The sequence below is a fragment of the Rathayibacter sp. AY1A5 genome, from assembly GCF_002930875.1.
Taxonomy (GTDB): domain Bacteria; phylum Actinomycetota; class Actinomycetes; order Actinomycetales; family Microbacteriaceae; genus Rathayibacter.
In genome coordinates this window covers 124,687-146,221 of the sequence record NZ_PSTM01000009.1, presented here as the reverse complement: position 1 = coordinate 146,221, position 21,535 = coordinate 124,687, and the positions used below count along the sequence as shown (strand labels likewise).

Below are 21,535 nucleotides of genomic sequence, written 5' to 3'. Positions count from 1 at the left end.
GGGCCGCCGATCAGGCCGGCGCGCGCGATCAGGGACGGCGCGGATCCGGCCAGCACGGCCTGCTCGCAGGCGGCCTTCGCGGCGCCGTACGGGGCGGGGGCCGACGGGGTTGAGTCGATCGATGGAGAGACCAGCCCGGTGACGGGGTACCTCGGTCAGAGCGCGGAAGAAGTTTCGCTTCGTGCCCGCCAGGCAGCCGCTCGCCCGATGCGGGCCAGCTGAGCGAGCATCTCGCCCGGCGGCCTCGTGACATCGATCCGCACCGGCTCGACGCGGTGACGCGAGATGGTCTCGACACGACGACGTCGACCCCGCTCGCCTGTCCCCCCTAGAACGACCGGGTCGAGCGGGGTAGCCCCCATCCGTGGTCACTCGTCCCGCTCGGCTGGGTCGCTCCTTTGCGACGGCGCGTCGAAAGGCGCGGTCTGAGCCGCATCGTCTTCGCCCTGCGATCCATTCGCGCGACGACGCAAGGCGCCTTCTGCGAGGCGGATGGAGAGGTCGTCTGTCGCTGCTCGGCCACGAGTCACCGCCTCGTCGCCGAAGCGACGGGCTGCATCGAATCCTTCAGCGCCCGTCTCGAGGACCTTGTCGCGGGCGTCGGCCACAGCGGCGAACCAGCCCCTGGCCTTCATCGAGTCGCGGAGACGTTCAAGGCCGACGTGGAGGTGGAAGTCGACCACACCGCTCGCGAGGCGGTCGCTCGATTCGACAACAGCACGGGCGCCGAGCGGATTCAACAGAACTCGCGCATTTGCACTGCCCGCAGCCGAGTCCATACGAGCGATCAGGCGCTCCGTGCTGCGAGCGATCGTGTCGAGCCGGTTCTTCCGAGCAGTCTGCAGGCCGATGCGGTGCTCATCGAGATCGTCCGCAGCCGAATCCAGGACTCGATCGATCTCGAGAATCGCGGTCGATTCCTGCAGCTGTATGCATCGGGCGAGCACGGCGAGCCACTCGCGGACCTTCGGCTCGGCCTCCCGGGTCGCCTTCGCGATGTCTCCCAGTTTCGTCGTCCGCTCGAGCTTCTCGGCCAGGGCGTCGAGCTGTCGCAGGGCGTAGGCCTGAGTGCGTGCGAGGGTCAAAGTGGTCGACTGCACTTTAGACCACGTGACCTCGGACACCCGACGAGTCCGCTCGCGAATGGTCATCGCCTCCTCGATCACGAGGTCGACGCCGATCATGTCGGCCAGTACGGCGTCCTTCTGGTTGCGGAGAAGATCGTCCACCTTCTCGTCGATCGTCGCGAGATAGTCGTTTATCTCGTCGATCGACTGCTGCATGGAAGCTTGCGCCATCATCCCCGCCACGCTCGACAACGCTGCCGGGTTGGTCAGGAGCGCCCCGGGGCCGGTCTGCGCGAACTGGACGATGCTCTTGATCCGGCCGTCCTTGCCCTGCACGACACCCATCGCGAGTCCGCTCTTGGAGTTCACCATGTGGCCGTGCTTCCGCAGCGCAGTGGCGGATTGCTCGGTCAGTTTCACCCATCGACCGGAACCGGCCGAGATCGCGGCCGCTGCCTGCACTACGCCCGCCGCCGCGCCGGCTGCCGGTCGGAGGCGCTCGAGTCCAAGGTCCTTCGATTCGAGACCCTCCGAATGTAGAAATCGGTCCACAGCCGAAGGCTCTCCGATCACGGCTATGCCGTCAGCGTCCTCGATCAGCTGAATGTCGTCGTCCATAGTCGGCTCCTGTCGGTTCGATCGCGCTCCTCTGGGAACACATGATGCTCATCCCACCATGTGCTCGGATCGGAGGATAAGTGGGCCACGGCGCGGGCGGAAGATGACTGTCGGCTCTCGAAGGATTGCTCCGTCACTCGTTACGGCGGTCCCGGGATCCACGCGAGAAAAGCTGTCAGCGCGGGGCAGGACTCCCGGCGTCAGCGGAACCACGCGAGCCCGGCACGCGCCCGGTCCCCGTCACGACGCCGCGCACCCCGCCCGGCGTCAGCGCCCCAGCACTCCCGCGTACACCGCGAGGTACTCGTCGACCATCCGGTCCACGGCGAAGCGGCGGCGCGCGGTCGCCCGCACGGCCGCGCGGTCGAGGAGTCCGACCCGCTCGACCGCGGCGACCGCCTCCGACAGGGAGCCCACCGCGTACCCGGTGACGCCCTCGTCGATGATCTCGGCCATGGATCCGCGGCGGTACGCGATCACCGGCGTCCCGCACGCCATCGCCTCGACGACGGAGAGGCCGAACGGCTCGTCGAAGCCGATCGGATGCAGGAGCGCGAGCGCCCCGCCGAGCACGAGGGCGCGCTCCTCCGGCCCGACCGAGCCGTGGTAGACGACGCGAGTCCCGTCGACGAGCGGCTCGACCTCCTCGCGCCAGTAGCGCTCGTCCTGGACGATGCCGCAGATCACGAGTCGCCGCCCGGCCGCGGCGGCGATCCGGATCGCCTCCGCCGTGCCCTTGTCGGGGTGGATCCGGCCGAGGATCACGAGGTCCTCTCCTCCGGATCCGGCGGGGAAGCCGTCCACGTCGATCCCGTGGTGCACCGTCGCCGCGTAGTCGAGCTCGGGGGAGCGGTCGCTGTCCGAGATCGACACCAGGTGCTCGGTGCGCGGGTGCCGCAGCGCCTCGCGGTAGGCGGGCAGGATCTCGGGCCCGGAGAAGCCGTGCACCGTCGTCACCAGGAATACGGCCGCGGCGGCGTCGACGTCGACGCAGCGGCGGATCAGGAGGCCGGCGCCGCGAGTGGCGTCCTCGCGGCCGTGCCCGGCGGGGAGGACCTACTCGAGGAGGAAGGCGCGCCCGTTGATCAGCAGCGTGTCGCCGTCGGTCGCGGCGAGAACGCCGAACTCGTCGACGGAGCGGGTGGAGTCCCCGGCGGTGTCCGAGGTCGCGGCGACAGCGGGAGTGGCTGCGGCGGCGGTGAGGAGGAGCCCGCAGGCGAGTGCGGTGATCACGGTCGTGCGGTTCATCGGCGTCGTCCTTGGCGTCGTGGTGGGCCGCTTCTCGTGGAGGCGGCGGGAACTGGTTCCGAGCCTAGGGCGCTGAGCCCGTCAACGCCCTGGGTCGTTCCTTGGGTTCAGCTATGAAGTACCGTGCAGCCATGCCCTGGGGACGCCTCTACTTCGCCGTGCAGGCGCTCGGCGGAGCGGCCTGGTGGGTCGCCGTGGCGCTCGTCCCCGCGGTGCGGATCGCGACGCTCGGCAGCCTCGATCCCGTCCCTGTCGCGGCACTCGACCTCCCGCTGTTCGTCGGCGCCTCCGCTCTCGCCGCCGCCGGCATCCGCTGGGCGGCCGTCACCGCGACGGCCTGGACGCTCCTCGTCGCGGTCGCGCTGACCGTCTGGGCCACCCTGACGGGGGAGGCGGGCTGGGGCGTCGTCGCGATGCTCACCGCGGCGGGCGGCTCCGTCGTCGCGGCGTGCCTGCTCCTGCTCGGCAGGGTGCCCACGCGCTGGATCGCCTCCGGTCCCCTCTCCTTCCGGGTCGCGACCGCGGGCCGCCGACCCGGATCGCACCTCGCCGCGACCCTCGGGCAGATCGCGGTGTTCTGGGGAGGCGCGCTGGTCGTCGTCCCGCTGGTGATCGCCGCGCTGGAGGAGCGCTGGGGCGTGAGCCTCGGAGCGGCACCGCCCGCGGTCGTCGGCGTCGGCGTCCTGCTGCTGGTCGCGGCGAGCGCGCTCGGGATCTGGTCGGGGCTCACGATGTCGATCCTCGGCGACGGCACGCCGCTGCCCATCGCGATGACCAACCGGCTGGTGATCGCCGGCCCCTACCGCTGGGTCCGCAACCCGATGGCGGTCGCCGGCATCGTGCAGGGAGCGGCGGTCGGGCTGCTGCTCTCGTCGTGGCTGGTCGTGCTGTACGCACTCCTCGGCGCCGTCGTCTGGAACCAGGCCGTGCGCCCGCTGGAGGAGGCGGACCTCGCCGCCCGCTTCGGCGCCGACTTCGAGCGCTACCGCTCGCGCGTCCGCTGCTGGGTGCCCCGCCGCCCGGAGCCGCTGCCGCGCCGGGGGTAGCCGCTGCCGCAGTGCGGTCGTCGAGGCGTTCCGCTCACGCCGGGACACCGCCGCCAGGCCGGCGTCTCGCCGACGAGGGCGGTGTCTCGAGGCGCCGGACGCGCCTCTCGGGACGGCGACGCGCCTCGCCCGCCGACCCCGTCACTCCGCGGTGCGCCCGCGCCCCACCACCGCGGCGACCAGCCCCGCCGACACCGCGGCCAGCGCGACCAGCACCCCGCCCACGCCGAGCGCCCCCGCCACGAGCGGAGTCGCCAGCGCCAGCGCGACACCGGGGAGCGCCAGCCGCGCGGGCATCGGCTGGTGCTCGCCGAGCGGCGCGTGCACCGCCCACAGGGTCAGGACGAAGACCGCGACCGGGACCGCGACGGCCGCGCCGATCACCGTGTCGGACGCCTCGAGGTGGCCCGCGGTCGCGGCGACGGCCGCCTCCAGCCCGGATCCCAGCGCCGCGAGGGCCGCGAACGCCGCGAAGTGCGCGTAGCCCCAGCGGTAGGAGAGGCCGCGCCGCCGCTCCAGCAGCTCGCCGGAGGGATGCGAGAACGACAGCCACCACAGCGCGAACACGATCACCAGCCCGCAGGCCGCGACCAGCACGAGCGAGGTGCTGACGCCCGCCTCCGTCACCGCCCGCTGCACGCCCATCACCGCCGCGAGGACGCCCTCGCCGAGCAGGATGATCGTGAACAGCCCGTACCGCTCGGCGACGTGGTGCGGATGCCAGTTCGCGTCGCCCGCCCGCTGCGCCCAGAGGGGCACCGCCAGCTCGCAGGCGACCAGGAGCAGGAAGCTCACCACCCCGACCTCCTCGGGCAGGAGCAGCCGCAGCAGCCAGCCGACCTGCACGATCGAGAAGCCGACGGCGTTGCGCACGGCGGAGGTGCGGTGCTCCGGAGTGGACACGGCGACGCGGATCCACTGGCTCACCAGCGCGAACCGCATGATCGCGTAGCCGATGGTGATCGCCCGGTAGTCGCCCTCCTCGAAGCCGGCCGGCACTCCCGCCGCGAGCACCAGGACGCCGCCCATCTGGGCGAGGGTCAGCAGCCGGTAGGGCACGTCGTCGGTGTCGTACCCGGAGGCGAACCAGGTGAAGTTCATCCACGCCCACCAGATCGCGAAGAACACCATGCCGAAGGGGAGGAGCCCCTCGGCGAGGTGCCCCTCCTCGGTCGCGTGGGCGAGCTGCTGGGCGATCTGCGCGATCGCGACGACGAAGGTCAGGTCGACGAGCAGCTCGAGCGGACTCGAGACGCGGTGCGCCTCGTCGATCGCGCGCGGCTGCATCCGCACGCGGAGGGGGTGCGCGGGGGAGGCGGGCATGCGCTCATCCTGCACCCGGAGGGCTTCTGCGCGAGTGCCGCGCCCGCCTCCCGCGACCCTCGGCGCCCGCCCTCGCACCGAGTGTCCAGAAGTCGTCGCACTCGAGCGCGAGTGCGACGACCATCGGACACTCGCGGTCGGCCGGACCTCGCGGGGCCGGGCTCACACTCGCCGGGTACGTCGCAGCCGCGCCCCGCGCCGGCCCCCGCAGGACCCCCGCCTACGATGGGTCGGGATGTCCCCCGAATCCGCGCTCGCCGCCCCGACCCGCGCGTCCCCGGGCGCCCGGCGGTCGCGGCGCGGGCCGCTCCTCGGGCTCGCCCTGGTCGCCGTCCTCGTGGCGACGCGCCTGCTCGCCCCGGACGCGGCGGGCGACGCCCTCTCGGACGCGGTGCGCGACTTCCTCACCCTCTCGATCAGCGTCGTCATCGAGTCGCTGCCGTTCGTGTTCCTCGGCATCGTCCTCTCGATCGCGGTGCAGCTGTGGGTGCCCGAGGCCGTGCTGCTGAGGATCCTGCCCAAGCGGGCGCTCCCGCGGCGGCTCGTGATCTCGCTGCTCGGCGTGCTCCTCCCGGTCTGCGAGTGCGGCAACGTGCCGCTCGCGCGCGGGCTGATCGTCAAGGGCCTCTCGGTGTCGGAGTCGATGACGTTCCTCCTGGCCGCGCCGATCGTGAATCCGATCACCATCGTCACGACCTACCAGGCCTTCGGCTGGGCCGACGGGATCCTCGTCTGGCGCATCGTCGGCGGCTTCGCGATCGCGAACCTCGTCGGCTGGATCTTCAGCCGCCACTCCGAGCCGATGAGCCTGCTCACCGACCGCTTCCGCGCGGCCTGCGAGGCGGGCGAGCGGCCCTCCCGCTCCCTCCGCGACCGCTCCCGGCGCAGCGTGCTGCTGTTCGCCGAGGAGACCGGGGCGATGATGCCGGCGCTGTTCGTCGGCGCCGCCATCGCGGGGCTGATCCAGGTCGGCGTCTCGCGCGACGTGCTGACCACTCTGGGCGGCGACCCGCTCTGGTCGGTGCTGGCGCTGATGGTGCTCGCCTTCGTCATCTCGATCTGCTCGAACGTCGACGCGTTCTTCGTGCTCTCGTTCGGCTCCACGTTCCTGCCGGGAGGCATCATCGCGTTCCTCGTCTTCGGCCCGATGATCGACGTCAAGATGCTCGCGCTGCTCCGCACCACGTTCTCGGCCGCGACGCTGGTGCGCGTCACCGTGCTGGTCGCCCTCGCCGCGGCCGTGCTGGGACTGGCGGTGAACTATGCGCTCTGAGCGCCTCCTCGCCCGCTGGAAGGGCGTCGTCCTCAGCCTGATCGGCGTCGTCTCGACTTTGTGGCTCGCGGCGACCGGCCGACTCGGCCTCTACATCCACCCCCGCTACTTCGAGTTCTCGGTGGTGCTCGCGGTGATCGCAGGAGTGCTGCTGATCGCGGCGTTCGCGGTCGTGCCGGGCGCCGAGGAGGACGCCCACGAGCACGAGGACGACGTCGAGCACCTCCACGCCCCCGTGCCCGCCCGCCCCTGGCGCCGGGTGGTCGCGGTCGCGGCCGGAGTCGCGGTGATCGCCTCCGCCGCCGTCGCCCTGCTCGTGCTCCCGCCGGCCGCCCTCACCGCCTCGACCGCGACGCAGCGCGAGGTCAACACCAGCGCCGTCGACGCCTCCGTGACCGCTGCGGCGCCCACCGGCGACACGGCCTCGTTCAGCGTGCGCGACTGGGCGACCCTGCTGCGTCAGGGCGCGAGCGAGCAGTTCCTCGCCGGCCGCACGGCGACGGTGAGCGGATTCGTGACCCCCGACGCCTCCGACCCCGAGAACGTCTTCTACATCGCCCGCTTCGTCGTCACCTGCTGCGCGGTGGACGCGCAGCCGGTGGGCGTGCCGGTCTACCAGGCCGGCTGGGCCGACACCTGGTCGGAGGGGCAGTGGCTGGAGGCGAGCGGCGGCTTCGGCGCGAACCCGAGCGTCACCAGCGCCGAGGCGGTCGTGCTGGAGCCGGAGGCGCTCACTCCGATCGACGAGCCGGCGATGCCGTATGTCTACTGAGCGCGGCGCGAATCCTGAGCGCGGCGCGTCTCCTGAGCGCGGCGCGTCTCTCGAGCCCGGCGCGTCTCCCGGCGGCGGCACGTCGGCGCAGAGCGGGCGACGGGCCGGAGGCGGTGCGCGGCGCGCTCCCGGCCTCGACTCCGCAGGCGCCTCCCGCTTCCCACGGCTCTTCTGGGCGGTCGTCGCGGTGCTCGTCCTCGCGGTCGGAGGCCTGACCGCCGCCACCGTCGCGAAGGGGCCCCGGGTCGCCTCCCTCGAGGTCAGCACCGACGGCGTGGTCGAGCGCGACGGCTCCCGAGCCCGCCTGCACCTCGACCAGGCGCTCGAGCCCGACGCGCTCGACCGCGTCCGCGTCGCTCCGGACGCCCCGCACACCACCGAGCTCGACGGCGGCGTGCTCACCGTCACCTTCACCGACACCCTCCGCTACGCCACCCGCTACGAGATCGGGATCGACGACGCCCGCAGCGCCGCGACAGGCTCGGCCGCCGACGTCTCCGCCTCCTTCACCACGAAGGACCCCGACCTCTTCACCCTCGACCGCACCGCCGACGACCCCTCGCAGCCCGACGCCGTCCGCGTCCGCCCGCTCTCCGGAGGCGACGCCCGGGTCCTCGTCGCGGCCGACCGGATCCAGGACTACGCCGTCGTCGGCCCGGTGCTGGTCGTCGTGACCATCGAGCCGGACGACACGAACCTCCTCCGCACGGTCACGCTCGACACCGGCTCCGAGGGCGTCATCCCGCTCCCCGGCCCCGGGACCGTGCGCGAGCTGCACTCCTCGCCCGAGAAGGGCGTGCTCGGCTGGACCTTCACCGGGCAGGCGCCGTCGGGCCCGCTCGACCGCGCCCTCTACTCCTACGACCTCACCGACCAGAAGGCCGAGGCGGTCCCCGTGCTCGGGATCGACGGCGGGCCGCTGCGGGCGCGCGACTGGATGTTCGTGCCCGGCACCACCTCCGTCGTCACCCACTCGCTCGACGACACGGTGCTCCTGCTCGACCTGCTGACGCCCGGCTCGATCAGCCCGCTCGGGCAGCACGCGGAGCTGCGCGGATTCGTGCCCGGCGCGAACCGGCTCGTGGTCGCCGATCCGGAGTCGGGCTCGCTGATCGACCTGGCCGACGGCTCGGTCGAGACGCTCGCCCTCCCGCCGGCCGACGTGAGCGCGACCGCGACGCCCGTGCAGATCCTGCTCCTCGACTCCGGGAGCTACGTCGAGCTCGAGGCCGAGTACGCACCGGAGACGGGCGCGACCCAGTACTCCGTCGTCCGCGTCGACGCGTCCGGCACCTCGGAGGTGTTCCGCACCTCGCCGACAGGGCGCATCCGCGGCGTCTGCCTCTCGCCGAACGGGCAGTACCTCGCCGTCGAGACCGTCTCGGTCGAGGGCCGGCCGGACGACTACCCGGGCGAGCCGGGCTTCAGCGCGACCTCGACCGTGCTCGTCGACCTCGGCACCGGCGACACCGCGCGCAGCGTCAACGGACGTTCGCGCGACTGGTGCGCGTAGGGGGCCGACCTGACGACCGGCTCGTCCACCTGACTGATTGCTGGCGGCCCGGAAGTACCGGATCGTTCAGCAGATCATCGAGAACGACCAGCGCGCCGAGCTTTCGGTCGCGGACCGCACCGCCGCGTGGGCGCAGCTCGCGTTCGAGGGCGTGTCCGCTGCAGCGATCGCCAAGCGCACCGGCACCAAGACCGACGCGGTTAAGAAGGGGCTTGCGGTCGCGGAGTCCGCGACCGTCACGTCCGTTCTGCACGAGCACGAGCTGACCCTTGACCAGGCGGCGGTGCTGTTGGAGTTCGAGGACGACGCCGACGCCCGCGCGACCCTGATCGAGGTCGCCACCCACGACCCGGCCCGGTTCGAGCACACCGCGCAGACCCTCCGCGACGAGGCCGCGCACCAGGGGCTCCTCGCGGCGACCGCCGCCGAGTACACCGGCAACGGCTTCCAGATCCTCACCCGTTCCGACGCCTACGGCGACCAGGCGACGTGGACGCCGGTGCGGCAGCTGCGCGGCGAGGACGGGAAGAGCGTCACCCCCGAGCAGGTCGCGGCCGCTCCCGGCCGCGGAGTGCTCATCGACACCAGCTGGCGCGGTGAGGTCGAGGTCATGCTCCTGGTTCAGGACCCGACCGCCGCCGGATTCACCTACGCCTACGGAACCCCCGAGCAGCCGCAGACCGAGGAGGAGGCCGAGGAGGAGCGGGCCGAGAAGTCCGCGGAGCGGAAGGTGCTCATCGCCAACAACAAGGCGTGGAAGGCGGCCGAGAAGGTGCGCCGCGAGTGGATCGCGACGTTCCTCGCTCGCAAGACCCTCCCGAAGGATGCGGATCGCGTCATCGCTCTCGGTCTCACCGCTCACCGGTTCGCGGTGTCCTCCGGGATGACGGGCGGCAGCGACCTCGCGCACGCGCTGCTGCGCATCGAGCGCCCCTCCGGCTACCGCGCGGACGCTCTCGCTGCGCTGGTCGAGGCGAACCCCGCGAAGGCCCGCCTGGTCGCGCTGGCCGTCGTGCTCGGAGGTCAGGAGGCGCACACGAGCAAGGAGTCCTGGCGCCGCGGCGACGAGCGCACGGCCGAGCACTTCCGCCAGCTCGCGGCCTGGGCATACGCGCTCTCCCCGGTCGAGCAGGTCGTCACCGGCGACAGCACCCCCGCCGACGCCGCAGGGCTCAGCTAGCCCACCCGGCGGGGACCGGCTCGCGCCGGTCCCCGCCCCCTCCTCTTCTCCCACTGCTGCACAGGAAGGCCCGACCATGACCACCACGACCACCGCACCCCGCCCCGCCCACCGCTTCGACCCGTACCAGGAGTGATCGACCTCGAAATCGGATCGCTCCGCTCCCAACTCGGCGCCCGCGGTCAGCCGAAGCACCAGCATCGCCTGCACGATCCACCTCACCCGGAAAGGGGACTTAGTTAGACCGTCTAGAAAATCTAGGCTGTGACCGCTCGATCGGCGATCCCTGGCTGCTGGTCGTTCGAGGTTGGCGCGCGTTCGGCCAACCGGCAGCGAGGGGTGCACCGACCCGAACGGTTGCACCCCTCGCTGTAATTGTGAAGCCACCAGAGCCCGTTGACGAGAGGGCCCGGAGGCGCCGAGACATTTTCGAGGGTCGATGCCGGTGAGGGTCAGGCGAAAGCGCTGCCCGCCAGCGGATGCGCGAGCAGGATCCCCGCGATGAGGACGAGTGCGGCGCTCGGCAGCACGAACTCGACGGGGCGTTTTCCGTGGCGGCTCAGCGCGGAGGGCGCCAGATGGATGAGCACGCCGACCGTGAGCAGGGCGGCGCACGTGAGAAGACCCCATCCGCCGATGAAGAGCAGACTGACTCCCGGGCCACCCGACTCGGGGATCCCGTACCAGACGGCGTCCGCGATCCAGAGTGTCGCGGCGGCGACGCCGGTTGACGCGAGAGCGACCCAGGACACAACGGAGCTAGAGCCGGTCGAGGTCGATCTCCTGGTGTCCACCTGCCGAACGCTAGGGCAGCCGACGGCGCTGGACAACGAAGCCGGAATGAACAAGAGGTGGACGTGAATCCGTCCGGCGACGGACGGCCGTGCCCCCTCAAGGAATTGCCGGTGGACTCCCGAGCGCAGCGTCGTCGTGTCTCGTTGCCCTGCGGTCGGGGATCGAGGAGCGGGGAGGGGGAGGCGCCGGCTGGTGGACCGACAGGTCGGCTTCGCTTGCAGTTCCCGCAGCCGAGGATCGCCATGCTCACCGGCGGTGCCGACTCGCTGCCCGTGAGGGGAGCTCTCGCTGAGCTGGCGGATGAGCCGATCGGCGATCGGGTTCAGCCGGTGAGCCGGCGGACCTGTTCAGCGGAGAGCTGGCGGTCGGCGAAGAGCACGACTCGTGCGGTCGGGTCTGGGCTGTGCGCGTCCGGACCCTCCCATCTGAGCGCGAGGCCGAGTCGCTCAATCGTGCGGCGGGAGCGTGCGTTGCGTTCTGCGACGACCGCGGTGACGGGCAGCTCCGGTCGGAGTAAGTGGGCGAGTTCGATGCCGGTGAGGGCGACTTCCTGCGCGTAGCCCTTTCCCCAGTGGTCGGGGTGGAGGGTGAACGCCACGTTCCAGGCCGCGTCGGAGAGCAGAGTGCATCCGCCCATTCCGATCAGATCCTGGCTGTCGATGGGGGAGTCGCGCCGGCGGATCACCCAGCTGCTGAGTCCGTCCCGTGTCCACTGGGTCCTCCGATACGCGATCACGGCCCGGGTCTGATCGGCGGAGAGATGGAGGAGGAGCGGATCCTCTTCCGCGATCCGCGGATCGGTGTAGAGGCGGAACAGCTCGTCCAGGTCGGTCTCGGCGGGCCGGCACAGTCGGAGCCGGTCGGTGAGCACGTCGAGGTCCCCTGGGGCACAGGCCTGTCCGTCGCTCACGATCATGGGACGAGGTTGCCATGACCCGACCGCTCGACCAGCGTTGAGTGCGCATGTGATCCGGTCGCGCGAGATGGCACGTACGGGGATCGGTGGCCGGAGGTCCTCAGTTGCTGACGTGAGTCAGAGTCCGCGCGTACTCGATCATCGGATGACCACCGAGCGGATGCGGCGCGGGATCCCCGTGAGGCTCGAAGCCGGACGCCTTGTAAAGCCCTTCCGCCCGATCGTTTCCGGCGCGGACGTGCAGCTTCAGGACGAGGTAGCCGAGCTGAGAGGCGGACTGGACCGCGTCGTCGAGCAGTGTCCGGCCGAGCCCGCGCCCTGTCTCGCTCGGTGCGACGGCGAGCAGTTCGAGCAGCGCACTGTGTCGGCCCGGACCATCACCCGTGTCGACGGTGAGAGCGAACCCGAGGGGATCCGAGCCGATGACGGCGAACCGAACGAGAGGCCGGTGGAACTTCGCTCGAGCCCTCTCGGCGACCGCGTCGTCCTGACTGCATCCGTCTCGTGCTCTGAGTGCCTCCAGCCAGAGGTCGATGCAGGGCCCGCGATCGTCAGGCGAACCGGCTCGGATCTTCATGCGCTGAGGCTATCGAGGCAGCCATCGGACATGTTCCGAATCCGAGTCGCGTCCTCGTTGTGGACGCCGGCTCGCCGGCTGACGCTGGACAGCAGCTCGCCGAGGCGTGGTCGTGTCACCGAACGAGACGTCGGGCGAAGGACCGGCACATGCTCCGAGGGGCGGGCGTGCGCGAGGAGCGATTCGTACAGTGGAGGTATGAGTGTGATGAAGGAGACGGGTACCGCGCGGCGGAGCGGACGAGGGTGGACGCGGGCTGCGTTCGTGCTGGGCGTTCTCGCCGTCGTGTCCTACGCCGTCGGATACCTGGCGGTGGCCCACCTGTGGGTGGGCGATCCCCTGGTCATCGGAGTCGCGACCACGCTGCAGTACCTTCTCCCGCTGGCCGGCGTCCTCGTCGGTCATCAGGCGCGACGACACGTCGGTCCTCGCTGGGAGTCGACGGTGGGACTCGTGCTCTCCTACCTCTTCCTGGCCTTTGCCGTGGTGCCGGTCGTCATCGGCTTGGCCGGACTGCTGCTGGCACGCTGATCGATCGACGACCCGGATCATTCAGCGGTTCACGCGATTCGCCGCCGTCTGAACGATCGGCAGCTTCTTCGCACGAAGGGTGGCGGCGAGGAGCCAGCCGAGGAGGGAAGCGGTTGCTGCCGTGACTGCGTATTCCGTGATGAGGCCCGCGGAGGAGGGCCAGGTCGCGTTTCCCGACGCGAGTACCAGCGCGGTGGAGGCGGCGGCGCCGATCACGAGTCCCAGACCCAGGAACGCGGCAGCCCGCCCGACGCGCGGGGTGCGGCGTGTCCGCCGGTCGAGCCAGAGACTCGAGGGAAGCCATAGGAGTGCGCCCGCGACAGTGAACGCAGCTGCCGTGCCCGCGATGAGCCCTGCTGCGGACCCGCCCGATACATCCCAGCTGCCCACAGTTCGCAGCAGCGCAAGGACCGCAACGGCAGGCCACGCCAGAATGCCCCATGCCAGTTCTCGTGTTTCCATGAGCATCATGGTCCGGCACGTCGGTGAACACGCCATGAATCAGAACGTTCAGCACTCCACGATCATGTGTTCCGTAAGGGGATCGTTGAGCGGGCCATCTTCGTCGTCCGCGTGGACTCATCCCTCCACAGGACCGGGGCACGTCTCGGGGCTGAAATCGGAGGTTGCGGTGGTTGCGTCCGGGCAGAGGCCGGTGGTCCAACCGTGATCATCCGCGTAGGAGTTGTATTCGTTTGTCAGAGAGAAGACGATCCCTGCGTTCCAGGGTGCCGTGTAGGCGAAAGAGACGACGGGATCCCCTTCATCCGTGAGAGAACTCCAGGCGAGCTCCGCCTCCTCGCCCGCTGCTGCTGCCGTGTCGAGGCATGCGACCGCGTTGATGGGCACGAGCTCGGTTTGATCAAGCACGAACTCTCCGCAGGTATCGGCAGCGTTGCCTTCCTGCACGATCAGCGGCGCGTCGCGCAACGCGCGAGCTGCCCGGATCGGATCACCCTCCGGAGCTGGTGAACCTGAGCACGCGGCGAGCATCAGTGCGCCAGCAGCAATGAGCGCCGTAGCGGCGCAATGCCGTCCCGCCATTCCCTCGCCTGTTCGTTTCACGGCGCCACCGTACTCAAGACCGCGCCTTTGTCTACTTGCAACCGGCAGGCGGGGCCGGCACCGTCCCGTATCGGGATGGTTCACCGGGCCGATCTGGTGCCCGGCCGTGGAAGACTCGTTGGGCCGACGACAGCGGAGCGTGACGCCAGTGACTTCAGTAGTGAGCCTCATCCGCTCCAACAGCCTCTCCGGCGCAGCGCAGTATGCGTACGCCGCGACAGTTCCCGCCGGCTCGCGCATGATCTTCCTCGCCGGAGATGTTGCACTGGACCCGGTAGATCCCCTGCCCCGGAGTTGCCGTCACTTCGTCCCTAGTCTTTTCCTATGAACGCATCGAGCTCATTGCCCTCTCTTGACGGTTACCGCTTCGCGGCTGTCCGCGACACAGTCGGCGGCGAAGTAGGACCTGAGACTGTCTTCGACTACCACGAAGCGGACGGCGAGGTGTGGGCCACCTACGCCGGCGGCGCAGTCCGGCGGGGATTCCTTGTCGGCACTCGAACCGGTGACACGGTGGCGTTCCGCTACTGCCAGCTCAACGAGGACGGCGAGACCTCGACGGGATCCTGCGTCTCCGAGATTGTTCTCGACCCAACTGGGCTGCTTCGAATGAAGGAGACGTGGGCCTGGGAATCAAAACCCGGTAATGGCACCAGCGAAGTCACGGAGATCATCGTCCCTCGCCTAGCATCGGTCGTCACAGAACCCCGAACCCGACCCTTTCACGAGTCGTAGAATGAGTGACAAGTTATAGGACAACACTGCTCGGCGCGCCGCGTTTGTGGAGTTGATCGCTAAGTGGCGGCGTCTCTTGATCGTTGCGTGGCGCTAGTTGCCGATGACGAGGATGCTGGCAGCGGCTTCGATGACGTCGTCGGTAATGGTTTCGAGGTCGTTGATCTTGAGCACGCGGGCTATCTGCGGAAAGAGTCGTTCGAGTAGGCGGAAGTTGCCGCGGGTGATGCGTTCGATGGAGGCGATGGCTTGGGCGTCGGTGAAGTCGTCGGGGTCGAGGGTGCGGCCGAGGCGCTTCCAGTGGCGGTCGAGGACGAAGAGGAGTTCGTCGCGACCGAGGGCGCGGTAATGGTGGGAGAAGCCGAGGCGGCTGTAGAGCTGCGGGTAGTGGCGGAAGCGTTGGTCGATGCCGGGCATGCCGATCAGAATTATGGAGAGGTGTTCGCGGTCGTGTCGGTCGCGGAGCAGCTCGAGTGCGGTGGGTGTGAGTCGTTCGGCTTCGTCGATGATGAGTAGCTCGACGAGGTTAGCCACTGGTCGTGCTTTGAAAGGCGGGTCAGGTTCGAGGGAGCGCAGATGTTCGTCGGCGCAGAGGCCGACTTTGATTTGCCAATGGTCGATGTCGTGCATGAGGTCTTTGGGTCGGCAGAGTACTTCGGGTGTGTAGAACACGGTGCGGGATCGGTTGGCGAGGGCGTAGTGCTTGGCGTCGTGATCTCCTCGCGGGCCCCATTCGTTGATGTAGGGCTCGAGAGCGTCCCAGTTCGCATAGCGGCGGGCGGAGTTGGTCTTGCCGACACCAGCATCACCGTGACAGATGCCGATGGTTCGTTCCTTGCGGACGGCGTTGGCGAACTCGGTGAAGCGTCGGTGCTCTTTGGTCACGATGAAGGCCTGGTTCATCACTCGTCCTCTTCATAGGTGCGTAGCCGACGCCGATGGGGAACGGGCGCGACGCTGTGCGGCTCCTCCCGGACGGTGGCGGTGGGAATGCGGTCGTTGATGACGTGCCGGAGTTGTCGTCGGCGGGCGCGGCGGGCGGCTTCGATGTCGCGGAGGCTGAGTCGGAGGTTGGGGTGAGCTTCGTCGACGGCAACACAGACGAAGGTGTCGCGGTCGTAGACCCGGATCTCTGAGACGTCACGTGGGTCATATCGAATCGTGACGGTGTGCCCGACGAAGGGTGCGAGCGTCGGGGCGAGGTAGCGCTGGCCCTGGAAGTGAACGCCATCGCGCTGCACGACGCGATTCTTCGGAACAGTGAGAAGAAGCCCATCGAGCTGTTCGAGGCCGTCAGGCATACGCGGGAGCCAGCCGTCAGCAACCCATGCGTCTCGCGGAGAGGCTTCGAGCTCGCTATGCGGGCGCTCGTTGTAGGTCCTGACGAAGGCGCCGATCGCCTGGTCGAGGGCCGCCAGATCAAGTACTGGGTGGGGGCTTCTGCTGCCGGGCCCGAGGTGCCCCGGGAGGGTAGCGAGGAGTTCGGTGTTGATGGTGCGGAAGAAGCGTTCGATCTTGCCGCGGCCCTGGGGTCTGCCGACGATGGAATGGATGATGCGGATGCGCAGCTCGATGGCGGTGCGCTCGAGGTGGTGGCTGGTGAAGTCGGAGCCGTGGTCGACGTGGAGAACGTCAGGTATCCCGCACATAGCCCACGTCGGGTCGGGCTTTCTCCAGATCGCCTGACGGAGAGCAAGTGCTGTGTTCATCGCGGACGGTGCCCCGGCGAAGACGATGTAGCCGCAGATCGCGCGCGAATAGTCGTCCATCACGATCGTCAGCCACGGCAGATCGGGCGCGCCCCCGGTGCCCATGATGAGGATGTCGAGTTCGGTGTGATCCGCCTGCGACATGTGGTTGGGACGTTCGGCGCGTCGGCGAAACACCAGCTCGTGCTTGTCTCGATAGGCGGCCGGTCCTTCCAACGCGAGTGTTACGAGCGCCGGGTCTAGAGCTTGCACGATTTCCCTGACGGTGGCGTAGCTCGGCGCCGACAGGCCATGATGATCTGCTTCAGCGCTTGCTAGGCGGTGCAGCGTGGTCAGCGCTGGTCGCGGCCTGCTCAAAGCCAGTCGTTCGATGAACGCCACGAGCTCAGGCGGCGTTCGACGTACACCAGCGTCCGATCGCTGGTGCGGATCGAGAGCAGTGACGCCGCTTTCTCGGTAGAGCTGATGCCAGCGCTGTAGTGTGCGGAGGCCGATGCCGATGTCTCGTGCGAGGGCGGCGAGGGGTATCTGATCTTCGACGTGAAGTCGGAGAATTCGCCACCGCTCGTCACCGTCCATGGCATTTGCTACATGGCGGTGCTCTCGCGGCCGGCGAGGGCTTGCTGGTGACGGTAGAGGGTGGCGCGACTCCAGCCAACGAGTCGTGCTGCGTCTTCGGCGGTGCGGCCCTTCGCTCGAGCATCGGAGGCGATGGCGAGCTTGTCGGCGATTACTGCAGGATCGGACAGTGGGCGGCCGAAGCGTGTGCCGTTCTGCCGCGCCGCTGCGATCCCCGCATTCACCCGCTCGACGATCAGTTCGCGCTCGTACTCGGCGAGGGTGGCCAGCATGTTGAGCATCAGCCGGCCCGTCGACGTCGCCGGATCGATGCCATCAGAGATAGACCGGACGTGGATGCCGCGGTCACGCAGCAGGTTCACCGTGTTCAGGACGTCCATCAAGGAGCGGCCAAGCCGATCAACTCGCCACACGACCACGGTGTCACCGGACTCTGCATGCTCGAGGAGCTTCTTCATCCCTCGGCGCTCGATCGCGGTCTTGCTCCCGGAGGTGACATCAGCGAACACGTCGCGCTTTTGAACGCCGACAGCCACCAGCGCGTCAAGCTGCAACTGCGCATCCTGACTCGATGTGCTCACGCGGGTGTATCCAAGAAGTCTCACTCGACCAGTGTGACTCACAAACTCCTCGCAATCATGACCCTGAGACGGTTTCTGTTGAGACGCATTTTCGAGACATCTGCGACCTCGGAATCGCGCGGACCCGACACCGCGACAGCGATGCCGACCGGGCGTCTCAGAAAGCTGTTGTTTTCCGAGATGCAGTTGATGTTGCAGGTACGGTGTCTCCGTGCCGAATAGTTTCGCTCCCGTGGACCCCGTCGCGCTCACGCAGTCTTTGATCCGATGTGCTTCGGTCACTCCGAGCGACGACGGAGCCCTCGATGTCGTGGCAGGCGTACTTGAGAGCCTTGGCTTCATCGTTCATCGGCTGGACTTCGATGGCACCCCGAATCTCTACGCCCGCCGAGGAATCGACGGACCGCACCTGTGCTTCGCCGGTCACACCGATGTCGTTCCCCCAGGCTCTAACGAGTGGAGCTCCGACCCCTTCGATGCGACACTCCGCGACGGGACGATCATCGGTCGAGGTGCCAGCGATATGAAGGGCGCCATCGCCGCTTTCCTCGCAGCGGTCTCGCAGACGCAGCCCGAAGTGCTCGACCTTGGGTCGGTCAGCCTCCTGATCACCGGAGACGAAGAGGGGCCGGCCACGGGTGGCACCGTGCGTGTGCTCGAGTGGCTCGCCGATCGCGGCGACATGCCGGACTTCACCCTTGTCGGCGAAGCGACGAACCCGGAGCGGATCGGCGACGTGATCAAGATCGGACGGCGCGGAAGCCTTAACGCCAACCTGACGGTGCGCGGGTTCCAGGGGCACGTTGCCTACCCCCACCTCGTCGACAACCCGGTGCACCGCCTCATCCGCGTTCTCAACCGACTCGCCACAACACCACTCGACGAGGGGTCCGAGTGCTTCGAGCCGTCGAGTCTCCAGATCACCACGATCGACGTCGGCAATGCGGCGAACAACATGGTGCCCGCCGAAGCAACCGCGCATCTGAACATTCGCTTTAACGACCTTCATTCAGCCGAGAGCCTCGAGGGCTTGATCCGCCGGGCGGCAGAAGAGTTCGCAACCGACTTCACCCTCTTAGTCGAGGTAAGTGGCGACCCCTTCATCACTGCTGGATCGAGCCACGTCGCGCTGTTATCCGAGGCGGTAACATCCGTGACCGGGCGAACTCCCTCGTTGGATACCGGCGGAGGAACTTCCGATGCGCGATTCATCGCCCACTATGGCGAGGTCGCCGAATTCGGCCTCGTCAGCAGCACAATCCATCAGATCGACGAACACGTCGTGGTAAGCGATCTGCAGCAGCTCACAGTGATTTACCGCACGTTTCTCGCGAAATTCCTGACTCGCTGAAATCGTCGGTGATCCGACGCACGCGTAGCGCGACGTCAAGGAGCGATCAAAGACTGCCGCCACAAAGCGATCAACTCCACACCCATGTGCTCATTGCTTCATTTACTCATTTGAGTTCCGGTCGGCGCCGTGCCGAAGGGGTGGTTGCACTCAGTCTACGGACGGGGCCGCCCCCGCCCTCCGATCCATTGAAGGATGCCGATCGTGACGACCGAAACCACGGCGACCAGAAGGAGGAAGGGAAGGGCACCTAGAACCAGGAACAGCACGAAGCTGTCTCCACCCTCGAACCCATCCATGACTGCAGCCGGGACTCAGAAGAGTCAGGACACCGGCATGAGCGGCCCGGTCGTGAAGTCACTGCGACCGTCCCCGCCGCAGACCTGGAAATCGGAGGGCGTGTCGATTCCCGGTCCGGCGCCGTCCGAGGTGACGAGCACCCGGACGGTCGTCGCGGTCGTCGGCGTGCAGTCGTATGCGCCGACCGCCGAGAGCTGGCCCTCCGCCTGCGCCGACTCACCCGGAGCGAGAGCCCCCGGGAACGCTTCCGCACCCGACGTGCCGGCGGTGGTGAGCTGCGTCCCATCGGCGCCGAGCATCAGAACGCCCGGCCACCCGAAGTACGAGCACGCCTGATCCGAGGCGTTCGTGAGCACGATCGCGAACCCTTCCTGGCCCGCCCCGGAAAGCTCGGGCCGGTCCTCCACCGTGACCGTGAGCTGCGTGTCCCGGCATGGGTCCGCCGGCCACACCGGACCAGCCGCCGCCGCACCCGCAGTCGCGGTCGCCGCCGGAGTAGCGGGGGCGGACGTCGGGGCGGCGGTCGCGGTCGACGCCGGCGCGGCGGCCGACGTCGATGCCGGAGCCCCCGCCGTCGAACCGGCGCAACCGACGAGCGCGAACACCGGAACGGCGAGCAGCAGGGCGAGAGTCGAGTGGGAGGTCCGAGTCGTCGTCATCCGGCGAATCTACCTTTGACTGCTCACTCCCAGTGCGAGACGACGGGCGGCGGGACTTCCCGCTCGTGGTTGAGCACTCGAAAAGCGATCGCGAGGACGACGCAGACGCCGGCACCGATCAATGCGGCAGCGCCAGCCACCGTCATCCACAGCGGTTGGACAGCCGAACCGTCCACGCACAGCGGATTCCACAGGAAGCTCTCGGAGCTGGAGTAGCTTCCACGAACCTCGCACGCCTCTGCCGGATCCCACATGTAGAGAGAGGACATCAACCCGAGAGCGGCGGCGAAAACGGTGAAGATCACGGTGAAAACGAGGGGGATCGCGTGATCCGGCCGAGGAGACTGTCTAACGCTCATCGGGAGGGTGCCCCCCCCCCCCCGGAGTTGCCATCTCTCACCACTCATCGCCCAGCTTGCGGAGCCCGTTGTCCTCCGGCAGGGTCTGGCGCGAGTAGTCGTGCAGAACGTCGGGCGACGCAATTTCCTGTCCGTCACGTTCAACTTGACGGCTGGCCGCAATGACGACGCATGTCACGGCCACGATCAACGCCGCAGCAGTCGACAACGTCATCCATATCGGCTGAACGGTTGAACCATCTGAGCACAGCGGGTTCCAGAGGAACCCCTCTCCCGTCAGGCTGCCTCCGCCGCGGGTCCTGCACGTCTCGCTCGGGTCCCACATGTAAATGGAGGCTACGGCTCCCAGGGCGGCTGCAAGACCGCCGAAGACCAAGGCGAGAACGATGGGCGTCGCTGCACTCGGTTGCGGGGGCTCTCCAACGTTCATCGGGACATCATGCACTGCACTCCGAAGGATTGATCAAGAGCCGGAACGCCAGGCCCGGTATCGAGTACCCGCGGGGGGGAGGTCATCGCGCCGCGACAGTGAGGTTCAGCTCTTCACCGACGCGCAGAATCTCGTCCGAAGGGAAGCGGAACGGGTTGAGGTAGAACAGGTCATCGGCCGTCATGCCGAATCGTGCCGCGACGTCCTCTGCGAGGTCGTTGCGAGCGACCGTGTACGACGTCGGCACTCCGTCCGTGGATGACACCTCGCCACGCGCTGCTGCACGTGGGCCGGCGTCCCGGGCCACGAGGGTGCTGCGCTGCGGCTCCACGTTCCACTGGACGTCAGCGATGGCGAGGATTTTGGTTGAGCAGTCGGGGTCGTCCTGCGGGCGGGTCGTGAGAACGAGTTGATTGATCGCTGTCGGGTCGCCATGGAACTCTGCGAGGTTCCGCCACGCTTTGTAGGGCTTCCCTGACTCCGCGTCCGCGAGACGCATCGGGAAATCGACGTCGAAACAGGTGGTATCCGCGTCGATCGGATCGAGCGCTCCCATGACCGCTACGGAACCGGAAGACGCGGTGGGGATGACGAGCTCGTCGGATGTCAGGGCCAGCCGGCCGTCCGCCGCGCTCAACTGGACGGCGCCGGTGGTCCCGTCGCTCCCGGTGAACGTCGCTACGCCTAGGTCGCCGGTCAGCGGGGAGGTGAAGCCGTCGTCCGAGTTCGTCGCCAGAGGCGGGGCCGACGGTGCAGGCTGCGCGGTGCATCCCGTCACGACCGCCAGGCATGCCGCGACCGCGACCGTGCTGCGCACTTTCGAGAACGTCCCCACCGGCTCAGGCCAAGCGACGTCACCGCTTTCCTCGTGGTCGCGTCTCGGCCTGAAATGCTCAGCACGGTTCGGA

25 protein-coding genes are annotated in these 21,535 nt (G+C 68.6%); 9 read left to right on the top strand and 16 right to left on the bottom strand.

Going from position 1 to position 21,535, the window contains the following annotated elements; genetic code table 11:
* Positions 1-222 (top strand): hypothetical protein (locus C5B98_RS17130; RefSeq protein WP_219814441.1); only part of this gene is annotated, 222 nt, incomplete at its 5' end.
* A gap of 146 nt (positions 223-368) precedes the next feature.
* Here C5B98_RS17130 and C5B98_RS08700 read toward each other — a convergent pair.
* The 3 genes from C5B98_RS08700 to C5B98_RS08690 form a co-directional block, all read right to left on the bottom strand.
* A complete protein-coding gene (locus tag C5B98_RS08700) occupies positions 369-1,685 on the bottom strand; it encodes a hypothetical protein (protein WP_219813477.1) in 1,317 nt (438 codons plus the stop codon).
* Positions 1,686-1,952: 267 nt separating this feature from the next.
* Positions 1,953-2,642: a glycosyltransferase gene (locus C5B98_RS08695; RefSeq protein WP_258063475.1), complete on the bottom strand. Its 690-nt coding sequence runs from the start codon at positions 2,640-2,642 to the stop codon at positions 1,953-1,955.
* 99 nt (positions 2,643-2,741) lie between these two features.
* Positions 2,742-2,933, bottom strand: a complete 192-nt coding sequence (locus C5B98_RS08690; RefSeq protein WP_104223384.1) for a hypothetical protein — start codon at positions 2,931-2,933, stop codon at positions 2,742-2,744.
* Between the two features lie 131 nt (positions 2,934-3,064).
* On the opposite strand from C5B98_RS08690, the gene C5B98_RS08685 reads away from it, so the two are divergent.
* Positions 3,065-3,979, top strand: coding sequence for a methyltransferase (locus C5B98_RS08685; protein ID WP_104223383.1), 915 nt, complete (start codon positions 3,065-3,067; stop codon positions 3,977-3,979).
* 141 nt (positions 3,980-4,120) lie between these two features.
* Here C5B98_RS08685 and C5B98_RS08680 read toward each other — a convergent pair whose 3' ends face one another.
* Positions 4,121-5,302, bottom strand: coding sequence for a low temperature requirement protein A (locus C5B98_RS08680; protein ID WP_219814440.1), 1,182 nt, complete (start codon positions 5,300-5,302; stop codon positions 4,121-4,123).
* Between the two features lie 235 nt (positions 5,303-5,537).
* Between C5B98_RS08680 and C5B98_RS08675 the strand changes: the two genes are divergently transcribed.
* From C5B98_RS08675 to C5B98_RS08660, 4 genes are read left to right on the top strand one after another with little or no spacing between them, the layout of a single operon-like run.
* On the top strand, positions 5,538-6,575 hold the full coding sequence (locus C5B98_RS08675; protein ID WP_104223382.1) for a permease: 1,038 nt from the start codon (positions 5,538-5,540) through the stop codon (positions 6,573-6,575).
* Positions 6,565-7,347 (top strand): TIGR03943 family putative permease subunit, encoded by a 783-nt coding sequence (locus C5B98_RS08670; protein WP_104226373.1) that lies wholly within the window; start codon positions 6,565-6,567, stop codon positions 7,345-7,347. The genes C5B98_RS08675 and C5B98_RS08670 overlap by 11 nt, the downstream gene beginning before the upstream one ends.
* Positions 7,337-8,860 carry a hypothetical protein gene (locus tag C5B98_RS08665; protein WP_146076938.1) on the top strand — a complete coding sequence of 508 codons (1,524 nt, stop codon included), beginning with the start codon at positions 7,337-7,339 and terminating at the stop codon, positions 8,858-8,860. The genes C5B98_RS08670 and C5B98_RS08665 overlap by 11 nt, the downstream gene beginning before the upstream one ends.
* Before the next feature lie 37 nt (positions 8,861-8,897).
* Positions 8,898-10,040, top strand: coding sequence for a hypothetical protein (locus C5B98_RS08660; protein WP_104223379.1), 1,143 nt, complete (start codon positions 8,898-8,900; stop codon positions 10,038-10,040).
* Between the two features lie 452 nt (positions 10,041-10,492).
* Here the strand turns inward: C5B98_RS08660 and C5B98_RS08655 are convergent, their stop codons facing one another.
* The 3 genes from C5B98_RS08655 to C5B98_RS08645 form a co-directional block, all read right to left on the bottom strand.
* Positions 10,493-10,792 (bottom strand): hypothetical protein, encoded by a 300-nt coding sequence (locus tag C5B98_RS08655; protein ID WP_104223378.1) that lies wholly within the window; start codon positions 10,790-10,792, stop codon positions 10,493-10,495.
* 365 nt (positions 10,793-11,157) lie between these two features.
* Complete coding sequence (locus C5B98_RS08650) at positions 11,158-11,751, bottom strand: GNAT family N-acetyltransferase (RefSeq protein WP_104223377.1); 594 nt, start codon at positions 11,749-11,751, stop codon at positions 11,158-11,160.
* 100 nt (positions 11,752-11,851) lie between these two features.
* Positions 11,852-12,328, bottom strand: a complete 477-nt coding sequence (locus C5B98_RS08645) for a GNAT family N-acetyltransferase (RefSeq protein ID WP_104223376.1) — start codon at positions 12,326-12,328, stop codon at positions 11,852-11,854.
* A gap of 198 nt (positions 12,329-12,526) precedes the next feature.
* Between C5B98_RS08645 and C5B98_RS08640 the strand changes: the two genes are divergently transcribed.
* Entirely contained in the window at positions 12,527-12,859 is a 333-nt protein-coding gene (locus C5B98_RS08640; protein WP_104226378.1) for a hypothetical protein, read from the top strand.
* Between the two features lie 21 nt (positions 12,860-12,880).
* On the opposite strand, the gene C5B98_RS16660 is transcribed toward C5B98_RS08640, so the two are convergent.
* On the bottom strand, positions 12,881-13,330 hold the full coding sequence (locus C5B98_RS16660; RefSeq protein ID WP_146076937.1) for a hypothetical protein: 450 nt from the start codon (positions 13,328-13,330) through the stop codon (positions 12,881-12,883).
* 108 nt (positions 13,331-13,438) lie between these two features.
* Entirely contained in the window at positions 13,439-13,924 is a 486-nt protein-coding gene (locus tag C5B98_RS16655; protein WP_146076936.1) for a hypothetical protein, read from the bottom strand.
* 324 nt (positions 13,925-14,248) lie between these two features.
* On the opposite strand from C5B98_RS16655, the gene C5B98_RS08625 reads away from it, so the two are divergent.
* Positions 14,249-14,659: a hypothetical protein gene (locus C5B98_RS08625; RefSeq protein ID WP_104223373.1), complete on the top strand. Its 411-nt coding sequence runs from the start codon at positions 14,249-14,251 to the stop codon at positions 14,657-14,659.
* A 93-nt stretch (positions 14,660-14,752) separates the two neighbouring features.
* Here C5B98_RS08625 and C5B98_RS08620 read toward each other — a convergent pair whose 3' ends face one another.
* Genes C5B98_RS08620 through C5B98_RS08610 form a run of 3 tightly spaced genes read right to left on the bottom strand, consistent with a single transcriptional unit; the run spans position 14,753 to position 17,552 of the window.
* Positions 14,753-15,562, bottom strand: a complete 810-nt coding sequence (locus C5B98_RS08620; RefSeq protein WP_104223372.1) for an AAA family ATPase — start codon at positions 15,560-15,562, stop codon at positions 14,753-14,755.
* A complete protein-coding gene (locus tag C5B98_RS08615) occupies positions 15,562-16,947 on the bottom strand; it encodes a Mu transposase C-terminal domain-containing protein (protein WP_104223371.1) in 1,386 nt (461 codons plus the stop codon). Before C5B98_RS08615 ends, C5B98_RS08620 begins: the two co-directional genes overlap by 1 nt.
* Positions 16,948-16,955: 8 nt before the next feature.
* Positions 16,956-17,552: a recombinase family protein gene (locus C5B98_RS08610; protein ID WP_104223370.1), complete on the bottom strand. Its 597-nt coding sequence runs from the start codon at positions 17,550-17,552 to the stop codon at positions 16,956-16,958.
* 208 nt (positions 17,553-17,760) lie between these two features.
* Here C5B98_RS08610 and dapE point away from each other — a divergent pair, with 208 nt between their 5' ends.
* Entirely contained in the window at positions 17,761-18,879 is a 1,119-nt protein-coding gene (gene dapE, locus C5B98_RS08605) for a succinyl-diaminopimelate desuccinylase (RefSeq protein WP_219812919.1), read from the top strand.
* 323 nt (positions 18,880-19,202) lie between these two features.
* On the opposite strand, the gene C5B98_RS17260 is transcribed toward dapE, so the two are convergent.
* The 4 genes from C5B98_RS17260 to C5B98_RS08585 all read right to left on the bottom strand — a co-directional run bounded on the left by C5B98_RS17260 (position 19,203) and on the right by C5B98_RS08585 (position 21,444).
* On the bottom strand, positions 19,203-19,838 hold the full coding sequence (locus C5B98_RS17260) for a DUF4232 domain-containing protein (RefSeq protein ID WP_104223368.1): 636 nt from the start codon (positions 19,836-19,838) through the stop codon (positions 19,203-19,205).
* A 23-nt stretch (positions 19,839-19,861) separates the two neighbouring features.
* Positions 19,862-20,143, bottom strand: a complete 282-nt coding sequence (locus tag C5B98_RS08595; RefSeq protein ID WP_104223367.1) for a hypothetical protein — start codon at positions 20,141-20,143, stop codon at positions 19,862-19,864.
* A 91-nt stretch (positions 20,144-20,234) separates the two neighbouring features.
* The gene (locus C5B98_RS16935; protein WP_181027276.1) at positions 20,235-20,411 is read right to left on the bottom strand and encodes a hypothetical protein; all 177 of its coding nucleotides are present in this window, start codon (positions 20,409-20,411) and stop codon (positions 20,235-20,237) included.
* Positions 20,412-20,709: 298 nt separating this feature from the next.
* Entirely contained in the window at positions 20,710-21,444 is a 735-nt protein-coding gene (locus tag C5B98_RS08585; protein ID WP_146076934.1) for a LysM domain-containing protein, read from the bottom strand.
* Positions 21,445-21,535 lie beyond the last annotated feature (91 nt).

Coding starts and splice junctions, on each gene's coding strand:
- C5B98_RS08700 (WP_219813477.1), bottom strand. CDS start 1,685: ATGGACGACGACATTCAGCTGATCGAGGACGCTGACGGCATAGCCGTG.
- C5B98_RS08690 (WP_104223384.1), bottom strand. CDS start 2,933: ATGAACCGCACGACCGTGATCACCGCACTCGCCTGCGGGCTCCTCCTC.
- C5B98_RS08685 (WP_104223383.1), top strand. CDS start 3,065: ATGCCCTGGGGACGCCTCTACTTCGCCGTGCAGGCGCTCGGCGGAGCG.
- C5B98_RS08680 (WP_219814440.1), bottom strand. CDS start 5,302: ATGCCCGCCTCCCCCGCGCACCCCCTCCGCGTGCGGATGCAGCCGCGC.
- C5B98_RS08675 (WP_104223382.1), top strand. CDS start 5,538: ATGTCCCCCGAATCCGCGCTCGCCGCCCCGACCCGCGCGTCCCCGGGC.
- C5B98_RS08670 (WP_104226373.1), top strand. CDS start 6,565: ATGCGCTCTGAGCGCCTCCTCGCCCGCTGGAAGGGCGTCGTCCTCAGC.
- C5B98_RS08665 (WP_146076938.1), top strand. CDS start 7,337: ATGTCTACTGAGCGCGGCGCGAATCCTGAGCGCGGCGCGTCTCCTGAG.
- C5B98_RS08650 (WP_104223377.1), bottom strand. CDS start 11,751: ATGATCGTGAGCGACGGACAGGCCTGTGCCCCAGGGGACCTCGACGTG.
- C5B98_RS08645 (WP_104223376.1), bottom strand. CDS start 12,328: ATGAAGATCCGAGCCGGTTCGCCTGACGATCGCGGGCCCTGCATCGAC.
- C5B98_RS08640 (WP_104226378.1), top strand. CDS start 12,527: ATGAGTGTGATGAAGGAGACGGGTACCGCGCGGCGGAGCGGACGAGGG.
- C5B98_RS16660 (WP_146076937.1), bottom strand. CDS start 13,330: ATGATGCTCATGGAAACACGAGAACTGGCATGGGGCATTCTGGCGTGG.
- C5B98_RS08625 (WP_104223373.1), top strand. CDS start 14,249: ATGAACGCATCGAGCTCATTGCCCTCTCTTGACGGTTACCGCTTCGCG.
- C5B98_RS08620 (WP_104223372.1), bottom strand. CDS start 15,562: ATGAACCAGGCCTTCATCGTGACCAAAGAGCACCGACGCTTCACCGAG.
- C5B98_RS08615 (WP_104223371.1), bottom strand. CDS start 16,947: ATGGACGGTGACGAGCGGTGGCGAATTCTCCGACTTCACGTCGAAGAT.
- C5B98_RS17260 (WP_104223368.1), bottom strand. CDS start 19,838: ATGACGACGACTCGGACCTCCCACTCGACTCTCGCCCTGCTGCTCGCC.
- C5B98_RS16935 (WP_181027276.1), bottom strand. CDS start 20,411: ATGACGTTGTCGACTGCTGCGGCGTTGATCGTGGCCGTGACATGCGTC.